Source organism: Streptomyces sp. R11 (assembly GCF_041051905.1).
Classification (GTDB): Bacteria; Actinomycetota; Actinomycetes; order Streptomycetales; family Streptomycetaceae; genus Streptomyces.
The window spans coordinates 6231361-6244633 of sequence record NZ_CP163432.1; the positions used below are offsets into that span (position 1 = coordinate 6231361).

A 13273-nucleotide genomic window follows, 5' to 3' on the forward strand; every position below is an offset into this window, starting at 1 on the left:
CTAGGAGACGAGGAGGTCGGTGTCGATGGTCCTCGCTCTGACTGTGTGCGGAATCGTCGTCGCCCTCGTGGTGCTGGGGTTGTTCGTCTTCGGCCTGCGCCGAAGGCTCATCCAGCGCTCGGGCGGCACGTTCGACTGTTCCCTGCGCTGGGACGTGCCGGAGAAACCCGACACCAGCGGCAAGGGCTGGAGCTACGGCGTCGCCCGCTACAACGGCGACCGCATCGAGTGGTACCGCGTCTTCTCCTACGCCTATCGCCCGCGCCGCATCCTGGAGCGCTCCGCCATCGAGGTGGCCGGCCGCCGGGTACCCGACGGCGAGGAGGAACTGGCGCTGCTCTCCGACGCGGTGATCCTCACCTGTCTCCATCGGGGCACCCGCCTCGAACTCGCCATGAGCGAAGACGCGCTGACCGGATTTCTCGCGTGGCTGGAAGCAGCCCCGCCCGGTCAGCGCGTCAACGTTGCTTAACGGGCCTACTTCAGCCCGCTGTTGATGGCGGTCACCAGCTCACCGTTGCTGGTGTCCCCGCTGAACTCCCAGAAGAACGCGCCGCCGAGGCCCTGGTTCTTGGCCCAGGTCATCTTTCCGGCGATGGTCGACGGGGTGTCGTAGGACCACCAGTTGTTGCCGCAGTGCGCGTAGGCCGTGCCGGCGATGGTGCCGTTCGACGGGCAGGAGTTCTTGAGGACCTTGTAGTCCTCGATGCCCGCTTCGTAGGTGCCGGGGGCCGCGCCGGTCGCCGAGCCGCCGGGGGCGGACTGGGTGACGCCGGTCCAGCCGCGGCCGTAGAAGCCGATGCCGAGCAGCAGCTTGGCGGACGGGACGCCCTTCGACTTCAGCTTGGCGATCGCGTCGGCGGAGTTGAAGCCCGCCTGCGGGATGCCGGCGTACGAGGTCAGCGGCGAGTGCGGGGCGGTCGGACCGTCCGCGTCGAAGGCGCCGAAGTAGTCGTACGTCATCACGTTGTACCAGTCGAGGTACTGGGAGGCGCCGCCGTAGTCGGCCGCGTCGATCTTGCCGCCGTTGGAGCCGTCGGCGGTGATGGCCGCGGTGACCAGGTAGTTGGAGCCGAACTCGGTGCGCAGCGCGGACATCAGGTTCTTGAACGCGGCAGGTCCTGAGGTGTCGCAGGTCAGGCCGCAGGCGTTCGGGTACTCCCAGTCGATGTCGATGCCGTCGAAGACGTCGGCCCAGCGCGGGTCCTCCACGACGGCCTTGCAGGACTTGGCGAACGCCGACGCGTTGGCAGCCGCCTGGCCGAAGCCGCCGGAGTAGGTCCAGCCGCCGAACGAGTACAGCACCTTGATGTGCGGGTACTTGGCCTTCAGCTGGCGCAGCTGGTTGAAGTTGCCGCGCAGCGGCTGGTCCCAGGTGTCGGCGGTGCCGCTGACGGACTGGTCTGCGGTGTAGGCCTTGTCGTAGGCGGCGTAGGTGTCGTCGACGGTGCACTGACCGTTCTTGACGTTGCCGAACGCGTAGTTGATGTGGGTGATCTTCGAGGCGGAGCCCGAGGTCACCAGGTTCTTGACGTGGTAGTTGCGGCCGTAGACGCCCCACTCGGTGAAGTAGCCGAGGTTGATCTTCGCGCCCGGGTTCGGGTCGGTGCCGCCGCCGGTGGTGCGCACCGCGCGGGCACCGCTCGCCGGACCGGTCTGGTCGGCGGTGTCGCGGGCCTGGACGGTGTAGGAGTAGTCGGTGCCGGCCGTCAGACCGCTGTCGGTGTACGACGTGGCCGTCACCGTCGCGACCTTGGCGCCGTCGCGCAGGACGTCGTAATTCTTGATGCCCTTGTCGTCGGTGGCGGCCGACCAGGTCAGCTTCACCGAGGTGTTGGTGATGTCGGAAGCGCTGGGCGTCCCGGGAGCGGACGGCGGGTTGTCGCCGGGGACGCTGCCGCCGTCACAACTGCCGCCGTTGAGCTTGCAGTTGGCGGGGGAGCCGGTGCCGGTGCCGTTGAAGCCGAAGGTGACGGAGGCGCCGGGGGCGAGGGAGCCGTTCCAGGACTTGTTCTTGGCGGTCCAGTGGGTGCCGGAGGAGGTGACGTCGGCGTCCCAGGCGGAGGTGACGGACGTGCCGGAGGGGAAGTCCCACTCGACGGTCCAGGAGCTGAGGGCGGTCGTGCCGGTGTTCTTCACCGTCCACTTGCCCTCGAAGCCGGAGCCCCAGTCCTGGGTCTTGGCGTAGGTGGCGGTGGCGGACGTGGCGGCTTCGGCCGGGCTCGCGAGGCCGACCAGACCGGCCAGCGGGAGCAGCAGAGTCGCGAACCCTGCCAAGGCTCTGTGTCTGAAGCGCATGCTGCGCCTCCTTGATGGGGAGTCACGGGGCGCGACTGAGCCTCACGCCCACTCATGGTGCGGTGAGAATAGAAAGGTCTGGACCACCGGTCAATAGGTCTGGACCAGTTCCGAGATGTAAACCTCAGATCCCCAACTCCTGGGCCAATACCGCCGCTTGGACCCGGCTGCGCAGTTCCAGTTTCCCCAGCAATCGGCTGACATGTGTCTTTACGGTCGCCTCGGCCATGTCGAGCCGGGACGCGATGTCGGCGTTGGACAGGCCCTCGCCCAGGCAGGACAGCACCTCGCGCTCGCGCCGGGTGAGGCTGTCCAGGACGGACAGGTCGGCCGTCGGCTCCCGCACGGGCTTCGCGGCGAACTCGGCGATCAGGCGCCGGGTGACGGCCGGGGCGATGAGGCCCTCGCCGCGCGCCACCGTGCGTACCGCCTCCAGCAGGTCCTTGGCGTCGGTGTTCTTCAGCAGGAACCCGGAGGCGCCAGCCCGCAGCGCCCCGAACACGTACTCGTCGAGGTCGAAGGTGGTCAGCACGAGCACGTCGGCCAGCCGCTCGGCGACGACCTGCCGGGTCGCGGACACCCCGTCCAGGCGCGGCATCTGTACGTCCATCAGCACCAGGTCGGGTCGCAGTTCGCGGGCCAGGGACACCGCCTGCTCACCGTCCGCCGCCTCCCCGACCACCTCGATGTCGGGCGCGCTGCGCAGGATGAGGACCAGTCCGGCGCGGACGGCGGACTGGTCCTCGGCGACGAGCACGCGGATCATGCGGGGTCTCCTTCGACCGTGTCGGTGACGGGGAGGGCGGCGCGTACGGCCCAGACCTTGCCGTCGGGCGAGTCCTCGGGGCCGGCCTCGAAGGTGCCGCCCAGCAGCGCGACGCGTTCCCGCATGCCGACCAGACCGGCGCCGGAGCCGGGGGCGCGCGGGCCGTCACGGTCGCCGTACGGGCTGGTCACCGTGACGGTGAGCGAGCCGTCCCGCCGGGCGAGGGACACGGTGACCCGGCCAGGGCCGGCGTGCTTGAGGGCGTTGGTCAGCGACTCCTGCACGATGCGGTAGGCGGCGAGTTCGACGGGGGTGGGGACGGTGCCGGGGTCCGCGTCGAGGTGGGCGTCGAGGCCGTTGGCGCGGGCGCCCTCGACCAGTGCGTCCAGGCCGTCGAGCGTGGGGGCGGCGACCGGCTCGGTGTCGCCACTGGAGTCGCGCAGGATGCCGATGAGTCGACGCATCTCGGCGAGGCCCTCGACGCTGTTCTCGCGGATGACCGTCAGGGCGTCCCGGGAGGTCTTCGGATCGTCGAGGGAGAGCGCGGCGGTGGAGTGGATGGCGATGGCGGACAGGTGGTTGGCGACCATGTCGTGCAACTCGCGTGCCATGCGCGAGCGTTCCGACGTCACGGCCTGGGCGCGGTCCATCTCGGCGAGCAGCGCGGTCTGTTCGGCGCGCAGCCGGGCGGCCTCGGCGGCGTCACGGTGGTTGCGCACGATCCAGCCCGTGGCAGCGGGCCCGTACGCCACGACTCCGACGACCACGCCGATCAGCAGCGCCTCCGGTTTGCGCCACACCGCGAACGGCACCAGTGTCGCGGCCACCGTGAGCAGGCCGGTGATCCACTGGATCCGGCGGGCCGAGGCGAGCGGGCCGTACAGCACGGCCGCGTAGACGATGTCGGTGAACATCAGGACCGTGGCCAGATTGCCCTGCGTCACGACGTCCGCGCAGATCGCGACCGAGCCGGTCAGCAGCGCTGTGCGCGGGGCCGCCCGGCGCAGCAGCTCGCAGCAGGCCATGACGGCGAGCGGCACCAGGATGGGCCAGGGGCCGTCGAAGAGCGTGATCGGGTCGTCGGCGGGCCGGGTGCCCAGGCCGATGCCCACCAGCAGCAGGCCGCCGAGCAGCCCGCCGACAGCGATGTACACGTCGAAGCGGCGCGGGCGGGGCAGGAGCATGGCTCCATCCAACACGGTGGGCGTGGTCCGCGCCTGATTCCCGGGAAGGGTCCTGGACTGCATCTTTCGATGTACCGCGAGTTCGTCAGTGGCGACGACGAAAGCGCCCTGTCCCGACGGGAGCCTGGAAAAGTGACCGAAGGGAGCAAGTTGTGATCGTCGCCCTCATCATCGCCTGCGAGGTCGGCTTCTGGGTGCTGCTGGCCCTGGGCCTCGCCGTCCGCTACCTGCTGAAGTGGCGCCGTACGAGCGTGGTGCTGCTGCTGTGCGAGCCGGCGCTGGAGCTGGTCCTGTTCGTCGCCACGGCGATCGACCTGAAGAACGGCGCCGAGCCGGGCTGGGAGCACGGCCTGGCCGCGATCTACATCGGCTACACCGTGGCGTACGGCCACTACACGATCCGCTGGCTGGACGGCCACGCCGCCCACCGCCTGGCAGGCGCCCCGCGCCCGCCCAAGCCTCCGCGCTACGGCATGGCGAGGGCCCGGCACGAGGGACGCCTGTGGCTGCGGACGTTGCTCGCGGCGGCGGTCGCCTGTGCGCTCCTCCAGGGTGCGGTCTGGTACGTCGGGGACGGCGACACCTCGTCCCTGCGGTCCTTCCAGTGGGTGGCACTGCGCGCCGCCGGCATCCACGGCCTGGTCGCGCTGGCCTACCTGATCTGGCCCAAGCAGCCCAAGGACGTGCCCGCGAACGCCGAGCAGCTGGTCGCGGCGAAGGAGAAGGCCCGCCGATGAGCGCCCGAGCGGATCGGGTGAAGTCGGCTGCGGTTCGGCAGCGCCCTGAAGAGCGCGGGGCCGCATCGATGTGCGGCTCCGCCGCGTGGGCGCGACCAGCCACGACGGCGCCGCAGCGGAACGACGGCAGATCGCGGCACTTCCAGCGGAGGGCCTAGCGCTCCCCGCCCGGCACCCACAGCACGTCCCCGACCTCCTTGTTCGCGATCCTCGCCAGGATGAACAGGAGGTCGGACAGGCGGTTCAGATAGGTCGCCGTCAGCGGGTTCATCACCTCACCGTGGACCTCCAGCGCCGCCCACGTCGAGCGCTCGGCCCGGCGTACGACCGTGCAGGCCTGGTGCAGCAGGGCTGCGCCCGGTGTGCCGCCCGGCAGGATGAAGGACCGCAGCTTCTCCAGCTGTTCGTTGAAGTGGTCGCAGTCGGCTTCCAGCTTGTCGATGTAGAACTGCTCGACCCGCAGGGGCGGGAACTCGGGGTTCTCGACCACCGGCGTCGACAGGTCCGCGCCCACGTCGAACAGGTCGTTCTGCACGCGGGTGAGGACCTTGACGACCTCCTCGTCGAGCCCGCCCAGCGCGATGGCGGTGCCGAGCACCGCATTGGCCTCGTTGGCGTCGGCGTACGCCGAGATCCGCAGATCGGTCTTGGCGACCCGGCTCATGTCGCCGAGGGCGGTGGTGCCCTGGTCGCCGGTCCTGGTGTAGATGCGCGTCAGATTGACCATGTGGCCAGCGTAGTTACGCTCCGGCGGTTCGGAACACGCGTGTGCCGACCGTCACGGCCAGTCCGGCGAAGGCGACGGCCACCAGGACGCCGTACAGCATGGGCGTTGTCGCGTACGAGCCGATGTACGCGTCGCGCACGGCGTCCACCAGATAGCGGAACGGCACGAAGTGCGACAACACGTCCAGCCACCTCGGCCCCAGCGTCATCGGCAGCATCAGACCCGACAGCAGCATCATCGGCATCGTCATGGCGTTGATCGCCGGGCCGAACTCCTGCGGGGTGCGGACCTTCATGGCGAGCGCGTACGACAGCGAGGCGAGCGACACCGTCAGCAGTCCCACGAACGCGAAGCCGATCAGCACGCCGGGCAGGGGCGCCCGCAGGCCCATCACCAGTGCCGCGAGCACCAGCAGCACCGCCTGGAAGACGAACACCGTGGCATCGCGCAGCACCCGGCCGAGCAGCAGCGCGAGTCGGCTGACGGGCGTCACCCGCATCCGCTCCACCACCCCCTGGCCTTTCTCGATGATGATCGAGAAACCGGCGAACGACGCCCCGAACAGGCCGAGTTGGAGCAACAGCCCCGGGACGAGGACCTGCCACGAACTGCCCTCCCCGCCCAGCGGCAGATCCGTCAGCAGCGGACCGAAGAACAGCAGGTACAGCAGCGGCATCAGCACGCCGAAGAGCAGGGCGAAGCGGGAGCGCAGGGACTGACGGAGATAGCGGCCGTAGATCAGGGCCGTGTCGTTCAGCAGCATCAGAGGGGTCCTATACGGCTACGGGGGCGGCGTCGGCCGGGGCGGGACCGCGGCCGGTGATGGCGAGGAACGTGTCCTGGAGGCTTGCGTCGATCGAGCCGCCGTACTCCAGCTTCAGCGCGGTCGGCGTGCCCTCGGCCACGACCACGCCCCGGTCGACGACGACCAGGCGGTCGGAGAGGGCGTCGGCCTCGTCGAGGTAGTGGGTGGTCAGGAACACCGTCGTGCCGTGCTCGTCGCGCAGGCGCCGGATCAGGTCCCACAGGTCGGCGCGGCTGCCGGGGTCGAAGCCGGTCGTCGGCTCGTCGAGGAACAGGACCTTCGGGCGGTGCGTGAGCGCCATCGCGATGTCGAGGCGTCGGCGCTGGCCGCCGGAGAGGGCACCCGCCTTGCGGTCGAGGAGGTCGGTCAGGTCCAGGTCGCGCGCCAACTCCTCGGCGCGCTCGGTCGCTTGCGGCTTCGTCAGGCGGTACAGCCGGCCCTGGGTGACCAGCTCCTCCCGCACGCTGATCTGCGGATCGACTCCGCCCGACTGGGCGACGTAACCGCACGCCCGCCGTACTCCGGCGGGGTCGGTCGCGAGATCGCAGCCCGCCACGGTGGCCGCGCCCCCGGTGGGCGCCAGCAGGGTCGTCAGCATCCGCAGGGTCGTCGTCTTGCCGGCCCCGTTCGGCCCCAGGAAGCCGAGGATCTCGCCCTCGCGCACTGCCAGGTCGATGCCGCGCACGGCCTCCACCGGGCCGAGCTTGGTCTGGAAGGTACGGGCCAGTCCGGCCGTACTGATGATTGGCATGACGCCAGAAAAACAGAGTCTCTTAAATTTTGCAATGACCCCAAAGTTTCAGAAAGCCCAGCGAAGCTAGGATGTGGGTCATGGCTGAAGGGCTCAGGGAGCGGAAGAAGCGCGAGACGAGGCAGCGGCTCTCGGACATCGCCACCGGGCTGTTCCTGGAGCACGGGTTCCTGACGGTGACCATCGCGGACGTGGCGGAGGCCGCCGATGTCTCCGTCAACACCGTCTACAACTACTTCCCGGCGAAGGAGGACCTCTTCTTCGACCGCTCCGCCGGTGTCGTCGAGCAGCTCTCCCGCTGGGTGCGCGGCCGGGACGAAGGGGAGTCGGCGGCCCGGGCCGTGCTGCGTGAGATGCGCGCCGAGGTCGAGGCGGTCTCGCCGCGGATCGGCCTCCTGGAGGGCTACGACCGCTTCATGCGCGTCATCCACGAGGCGCCGCCGCTGCGCTCCCGGCTGTGGAGCCTCCAGCAGGAGATCCTCGACCACCTCGAAGCCACCCTGCGTGAGGAGGCGGGTGCGGCTGACGGTGACCCGCTCCCCGGGCTGATCGCGGGTCAGATCTCCTGGATCCACGGCACCGTCTTCGTCGCCGTCGGCCGCGAGATGCTCAAGGGGCGCAATCCGGACGAAGTGTCACGAGAGATGCTGGTCCTTCTCGACGACATAGAGGAGCTGTTGAGCGAGAAGGTGCTCAACTACGCCGTCCGTGGCGCGTAATGGCCCGTGCCGGTGTGATGTCCGTCAAGTGAGACGTGACTCGCGTTACTAACCGGTCACACAGTCCCTCACGAGCGCTAAGGTCCGCCGAAGAGCAACCTAAACAGGGTGTAAGGCGTTTCAAAGGGGAGTCGCAACAGTGGCACGGAAGCTTGCCGTCATCGGCGCCGGCTTGATGGGTTCCGGGATCGCTCAGGTCTCCGCTCAGGCGGGCTGGGACGTGGTCCTGCGTGACGTCACCGACGAGGCGTTGAAGCGCGGCACCGACGGCATCAAGGCGTCGTACGACAAGTTCGTCAGCAAGGGCAAGCTGGAGGCGCACGACGCCGACGCCGCCCTGGCCCGTATCACCGCGACCACCGACCTGGACGCCGCCGCCGACGCGGACGTCGTCGTCGAGGCCGTCTTCGAGAAGCTCGAAGTCAAGCACGAGATCTTCCGCGCCCTCGACAAGATCGTGCGCGAGGACACCGTGCTCGCCTCCAACACCTCCGCCATCCCGATCACCAAGATCGCGGCCGCCACCGAGCGCCCCGAGCGGGTCGTGGGTGTGCACTTCTTCTCGCCGGTCCCGATGATGCAGCTGTGCGAGCTGGTCCGCGGCTACAAGACGAGCGACGAAACCCTCGCCACCGCGCGTGAGTTCGCCGAGTCCGTCGGCAAGACCTGCATCGTCGTCAACCGGGATGTCGCCGGTTTCGTGACGACCCGCCTCATTTCGGCGCTCGTCGTCGAGGCCGCCAAGCTCTACGAGTCGGGCGTCGCCACCGCCGAGGACATCGACCTCGCCTGCAAGCTGGGCTTCGGTCACGCCATGGGGCCCCTCGCCACGGCCGACCTCACCGGCGTCGACATCCTGCTGCACGCCACCAGCAACATCTACACCGAGTCCCAGGACGAGAAGTTCGCCCCGCCGGAGCTGATGCGCCGGATGGTGGACGCGGGTGACATCGGCCGCAAGAGCGGGCAAGGCTTCTACAGCTACTGAGCTTTCGTAAAGCACCGCACAGCCCCTGCGCGCATCACGCGATGGGGTGAATTCGGTATCGGTTCGCTTACAGACGGCAACCTCTGGCCGCTCAACGCAGTCAGAGGTTGCATCACCTGTCACCGCGAAGACTCACAACACACACAGGCACAGATACAGGCACAGTCAACAGGCAACGCATCGCGGAGCACGACGCACGCTTGGGGAGCGCATATGCACATCAGGGGCGACCACGCCGAACTGGTCGTCGGGGGCGTCCTCGACGTCCGCAGCGCGGCGGACGCCCGTACGGTCCTGCACTCGGCCGTCGACGACGGCGTCGGCGATCTGGTGCTCGACCTGTCCGAGCTGGTCTCCTGGGACGCCACCGGACTCGGGGTGATCATGGGGGCCCACCGGCGGGCCGGCCGCTGCGGCCGCCGCCTGGTGCTGCGCGGAGTACCGCCGCAGATGCAGCGCCTGCTGGTGGCCACCCGGCTGCACCGGATCCTGGCGATCGAGGGCGGCATCGGGGTGGAGTCCCTGCCTCGGGTGTGACACCCGGCACGGGTGGGGCGGGACAGTCGGACGTTCCGGTTGCGAATCGTACGTCGCGCACAATTCTCACGAGACTGTGATGTCTCGGGCGGCGCGGTACCCCGAGCTGTCGTAGATACTGTGCGAAGGTTTAGGGTTCGGCTGCCCGCTGCCTAGACAAACCCCTTCGAGCGGGCCCGGACCAGAAGCGACAGCGCGGTGTGCAAAGGCCGGGAGGGGCCGCAAACGCACACAAGACGCTTTTGGGGGGCTTGAACCGATGGACCCGAACACCCGGGGACCCGAGGAGTACGGCCATGACGGCGACGGCCAGTCGTCCCGCCAGCGCCCGCCCAGGGATCCCCTCACACCCGACTTCGGACAGCACACGCCCGCACTGGCCCGCACTGTGCAGCTGGTCTCGGGCGACTTCCTGCTCACCGTCAACCCCGTCGACGGCAGCGAGATCGAGGTCTGCCCGCCGGCGGAGCGTCCCTCGCGGCCCGAGAAGCTGACCCCGGCCGAACGCGCCGAGGTCGACCGCGCCGCCAGACCGCCCGTCCCGCCCGGACCGACCCGTCCCGCCCAGCCGCTCCTGGCCCGGCAGGACGAGCGCGAACAGCTGGTACGGATGCTGGCCCGCGGCCGCTCCGTACGTCTGGTGGGCTCGCCGGGCGCCGGCCGCACCAGCCTCCTCGACCTCGTCGCCGAGGACTGCGCGGACCTCGCCCCCGACGGCGTGGTCCGCCTCACCGGCCACCGCCGCACGCCCGCCGATCTGCTGTACGAGCTCTTCTACTCCGTCTACGGCGCGCCCCTGCACCGTCCGGATCAGGACGAACTGCTCGGCTTCGTGCGTGAGATCGGCGCGGTCGTCGTCCTGGACGACATCGAGTTCGGCGGCACCGCGCTCGACGAGCTGCTGGACGCGACCCCCGAGTGCGCGTTCCTGATCAGTGCCACGCCCGGCGTCCCCGCACCCTCCACCGAGTCCGGCATCGAGGAGGTCGCCCTCGGCGGTCTCGAGCGTGCCGACAGCGTGGAGCTGCTGGAGCGCCAGGTCGGCCGGGTCCTCACCGAGGACGAGGCGAACTGGGCGGGCGACCTGTGGTTCGAGTCGGAGGGCCTGCCGCTGCGGTTCGTCCAGGCCGGAGCCCTGCTGCGGCAGCGGGACCGGCTGCGCGCCGGCGCGGACGCCGTCGACGAGTACGGCGTCTTCGAGGACGCACCGCCGGTCGACGCCCCGTTCGACACACCTGTCGACGGGCCGTTCGGCACCGAGAGCGGCGGCGTGGAGACTCCTCTGCCGTCGCTCGGCGAGGCGGCAGGACCCGCTCCGCTGCTCGCCTCACGGCTCAGCGCCTCGGCCCGCGCCACCCTGAAGTTCGCCGTCGCGCTCGGCGGCGAGGTGCCGCACCAGGCACATCTGCCGGCCCTGGTCGGCGACACCCACGCGGACGCCGCCCTCGGCGAGCTGACCGACTGCGGGCTGGTCACGCCGGTCGGCTCCCGCTACCGCCTCGCCGCCGGTGTGCAGGCCCAGCTGGAGGCCGCCGGATACACCGAGGACGTCCAGGAAGGCGCCCTCGCCGCCGCGCAGCACTACGCCTGGTGGGCAGGGCACCCCTCGGTCACACCGGAGCGTGTCGCCGCCGAGGCGGACGCCGTGCTCGCCGCCCTCACCGTGCTCGTGCCGGGCACCACGCCGCCCGCCGAGGGCGAGGAGAGCCCGACCGTGCAGCTGGCCCGCACGGCGGCGCCCGCCTTCGCGGCGGGGCTGTACTGGAGTGCCTGGGAGCGGGCCCTGCGGGCCGGCGCCGAGGCCGCGCGCCTGGCCGGTGACGTGACCGAACAGGCCTATTTCCACCACGAGCTGGGCATCCTCGCGCTCTGCGGCGGCCAGCTGGACCGGGCGCGTGCCGAACTGGAGACCTCCATCGGCCTGCGCGGCGCCCTCGCCGACAAGCGTGGCACGGTCGCGGGCCGTCGCGCCCTCGCCCTGGTCTCGGACCGCTCCGGTACGACGCCGGGAGTGGCCGCGTTCGGCGCCACGGCGGGGGAGGAGGTGCCGGACGCGCGCTACGAGGAGTCGCAGTCGCCGCCGGGAGGCGTACCGGCCGCTTTCTTGCCCGCCGGTGACGCCACGACGCTGGTCACGCACCGGGCCTCGTCGGTGTCTCCGTCGTCCCCGGCCTCGCACAAGGGCCGCGGCGGCGTCCGGGGGTTCGCGCGTCGCAACCTCGTCGCGGCCGGCGCGGGCGCGCTGCTCGTGGCCGTGCTCGGCACGGTGGTGACGCTCGGCGCCACGTCCGACAACGACCCCGACGGCCCGGCCACCCAGGTCGGCCCCAACCCGTCCGCCAGCCAGGGCCTCGGCGACGACAGCCTCGGCGCCGACAAGGCGGAGGGCGACGACGGGGAGGGTTCCGGCGACACGGGCACGGCCACCGGCCGCCCGACCGACCCGGGCCCCGACGGGACGTACGGCACCTCGGACGACCCGACCCCGACCGACGGTGAGACGGACCCGTCGGACGACCCGAGCGGGACGCAGGGGCCGGGCGGCGGTCCGTCGAACTCGCCGACCAAGCCGCCGTCGTCGACGTCGAAGCCGCCGACCTCGCCCAAGCCGCCCACCGAGACGGAGACCGAGGACCCGACGGACCCGCCGACCGAGGAGCCCACCGACCCGCCGACCGAGACGCCGACGGACCCGCCGACCTCGCCGACGGACACCCCGACCAGCTCGACGTCGGCCAGCGGCCCGGCCTCCTCCAGCCCGGCGGAGACCACCAGCTCGGCATCCGCTCCCCAGAGCACGGACGAGGGCTCGCCCAGCAGCGGCTCCGACTCCCTGATCTGACGCCCGCTTCAGGACAAGAGGGCCGGGTCCAACCTCAGGACCCGGCCCTCTTCGTCGTACAACTGCCAAGAACGGCGCGTCAGAACAGCCGCAGCTTGTCGTCCTCGATGCCCCGCATCGCGTCGTAGTCCAGCACCTGGCAGCCGATGCCGCGGTCCGTCGCCAGGACCCGGGCCTGCGGCTTGATCTCCTGGGCCGCGAAGATGCCGCGGACCGGTGCGAGATGGGGATCGCGGTTCAACAGCTCCAGATAGCGCGTGAGTTGCTCCACGCCGTCGATCTCGCCGCGCCGCTTGATCTCCACCGCGACCGTCCGGCCCTCGGCGTCCCGGCACAGGATGTCGACCGGGCCGATGGCGGTCATGTACTCGCGGCGGATGAGCGTGTAGCCCTCGCCGAGGGTCTCGATGCGGTCGGCGAGGAGCTCCTGGAGGTGCGCTTCCACGCCGTCCTTGATCAGGCCCGGGTCCACGCCGAGTTCGTGCGAGGAGTCGTGGAGGACTTCCTCCATCGTGATGATCAGCTTCTCGCCCGCTTTGTTGATGACCGTCCAGACGTCCTTCTGCTCGCCGTCACCCTCCTTCAGGGTGCAGGGCGGCGACATCCAGTTCAGGGGCTTGTAGGCCCGGTCGTCCGCGTGGATCGAGACGCTGCCGTCCGCCTTGACCAGGATCAGACGGGGCGCCGAGGGCAGGTGGGCGGTGAGCCGGCCCGCGTAGTCGACGGAGCATCGGGCAATGACGAGACGCATGGTCCGCAACGCTACTCGACGGGCCGGTGTCGACGCGATTCGCCCTGGGAGAGTCCGTAAGACCCCGGACTGCCCCTGTTCATTTCTGGCCGATTGTGCGCCTAACGAGGACCGCCCATGTACGCATTCTCCTGGTGCCGTCACCGTCCGTTGCCTACCGTATTAAAC

Annotated in this window: 13 protein-coding genes; 6 read left to right on the forward strand and 7 right to left on the reverse strand. The window is 70.2% G+C overall.

Annotated features, from left to right (window positions below; genetic code table 11):
* The first annotated feature begins 25 nt into the window (after nucleotides 1–25).
* A complete protein-coding gene (locus AB5J55_RS28890; protein WP_062709764.1) occupies nucleotides 26–472 on the forward strand; it encodes a DUF2550 domain-containing protein in 447 nt (148 codons plus the stop codon).
* Nucleotides 473–477: 5 nt separating this feature from the next.
* Here the strand turns inward: AB5J55_RS28890 and AB5J55_RS28895 are convergent, their stop codons facing one another.
* The 3 genes from AB5J55_RS28895 to AB5J55_RS28905 all read right to left on the reverse strand — a co-directional run bounded on the left by AB5J55_RS28895 (nucleotide 478) and on the right by AB5J55_RS28905 (nucleotide 4248).
* The gene (locus AB5J55_RS28895; protein ID WP_369273423.1) at nucleotides 478–2298 is read right to left on the reverse strand and encodes a glycosyl hydrolase family 18 protein; all 1821 of its coding nucleotides are present in this window, start codon (nucleotides 2296–2298) and stop codon (nucleotides 478–480) included.
* Between the two features lie 124 nt (nucleotides 2299–2422).
* Nucleotides 2423–3064 (reverse strand): response regulator, encoded by a 642-nt coding sequence (locus AB5J55_RS28900; RefSeq protein ID WP_369273424.1) that lies wholly within the window; start codon nucleotides 3062–3064, stop codon nucleotides 2423–2425.
* Nucleotides 3061–4248 carry a sensor histidine kinase gene (locus AB5J55_RS28905; protein WP_369273425.1) on the reverse strand — a complete coding sequence of 396 codons (1188 nt, stop codon included), beginning with the start codon at nucleotides 4246–4248 and terminating at the stop codon, nucleotides 3061–3063. The genes AB5J55_RS28900 and AB5J55_RS28905 overlap by 4 nt, the downstream gene beginning before the upstream one ends.
* Nucleotides 4249–4400: 152 nt before the next feature.
* Between AB5J55_RS28905 and AB5J55_RS28910 the strand changes: the two genes are divergently transcribed.
* A complete protein-coding gene (locus AB5J55_RS28910; protein ID WP_369273426.1) occupies nucleotides 4401–4985 on the forward strand; it encodes a hypothetical protein in 585 nt (194 codons plus the stop codon).
* Between the two features lie 154 nt (nucleotides 4986–5139).
* Here AB5J55_RS28910 and AB5J55_RS28915 read toward each other — a convergent pair whose 3' ends face one another.
* The 3 genes from AB5J55_RS28915 to AB5J55_RS28925 are packed head-to-tail and all read right to left on the reverse strand — an operon-like array spanning nucleotide 5140 to nucleotide 7268.
* Nucleotides 5140–5712 (reverse strand): cob(I)yrinic acid a,c-diamide adenosyltransferase, encoded by a 573-nt coding sequence (locus AB5J55_RS28915; RefSeq protein ID WP_369273427.1) that lies wholly within the window; start codon nucleotides 5710–5712, stop codon nucleotides 5140–5142.
* A 13-nt stretch (nucleotides 5713–5725) separates the two neighbouring features.
* Nucleotides 5726–6475, reverse strand: coding sequence for an ABC transporter permease (locus AB5J55_RS28920; RefSeq protein WP_369273428.1), 750 nt, complete (start codon nucleotides 6473–6475; stop codon nucleotides 5726–5728).
* A gap of 10 nt (nucleotides 6476–6485) precedes the next feature.
* Nucleotides 6486–7268, reverse strand: coding sequence for an ABC transporter ATP-binding protein (locus tag AB5J55_RS28925; protein ID WP_369273429.1), 783 nt, complete (start codon nucleotides 7266–7268; stop codon nucleotides 6486–6488).
* An 80-nt stretch (nucleotides 7269–7348) separates the two neighbouring features.
* On the opposite strand from AB5J55_RS28925, the gene AB5J55_RS28930 reads away from it, so the two are divergent.
* The 4 genes from AB5J55_RS28930 to AB5J55_RS28945 all read left to right on the forward strand — a co-directional run bounded on the left by AB5J55_RS28930 (nucleotide 7349) and on the right by AB5J55_RS28945 (nucleotide 12354).
* Complete coding sequence (locus tag AB5J55_RS28930; protein WP_363040792.1) at nucleotides 7349–7987, forward strand: TetR/AcrR family transcriptional regulator; 639 nt, start codon at nucleotides 7349–7351, stop codon at nucleotides 7985–7987.
* Nucleotides 7988–8126: 139 nt separating this feature from the next.
* Entirely contained in the window at nucleotides 8127–8975 is an 849-nt protein-coding gene (locus AB5J55_RS28935) for a 3-hydroxyacyl-CoA dehydrogenase family protein (protein ID WP_369273430.1), read from the forward strand.
* Between the two features lie 213 nt (nucleotides 8976–9188).
* Complete coding sequence (locus AB5J55_RS28940; protein WP_062717671.1) at nucleotides 9189–9512, forward strand: STAS domain-containing protein; 324 nt, start codon at nucleotides 9189–9191, stop codon at nucleotides 9510–9512.
* A gap of 259 nt (nucleotides 9513–9771) precedes the next feature.
* Nucleotides 9772–12354 carry an ATP-binding protein gene (locus AB5J55_RS28945; RefSeq protein WP_369273431.1) on the forward strand — a complete coding sequence of 861 codons (2583 nt, stop codon included), beginning with the start codon at nucleotides 9772–9774 and terminating at the stop codon, nucleotides 12352–12354.
* A 79-nt stretch (nucleotides 12355–12433) separates the two neighbouring features.
* Here the strand turns inward: AB5J55_RS28945 and nucS are convergent, their stop codons facing one another.
* On the reverse strand, nucleotides 12434–13105 hold the full coding sequence (gene nucS, locus AB5J55_RS28950) for an endonuclease NucS (protein ID WP_369273432.1): 672 nt from the start codon (nucleotides 13103–13105) through the stop codon (nucleotides 12434–12436).
* Nucleotides 13106–13273: the final 168 nt, after the last annotated feature.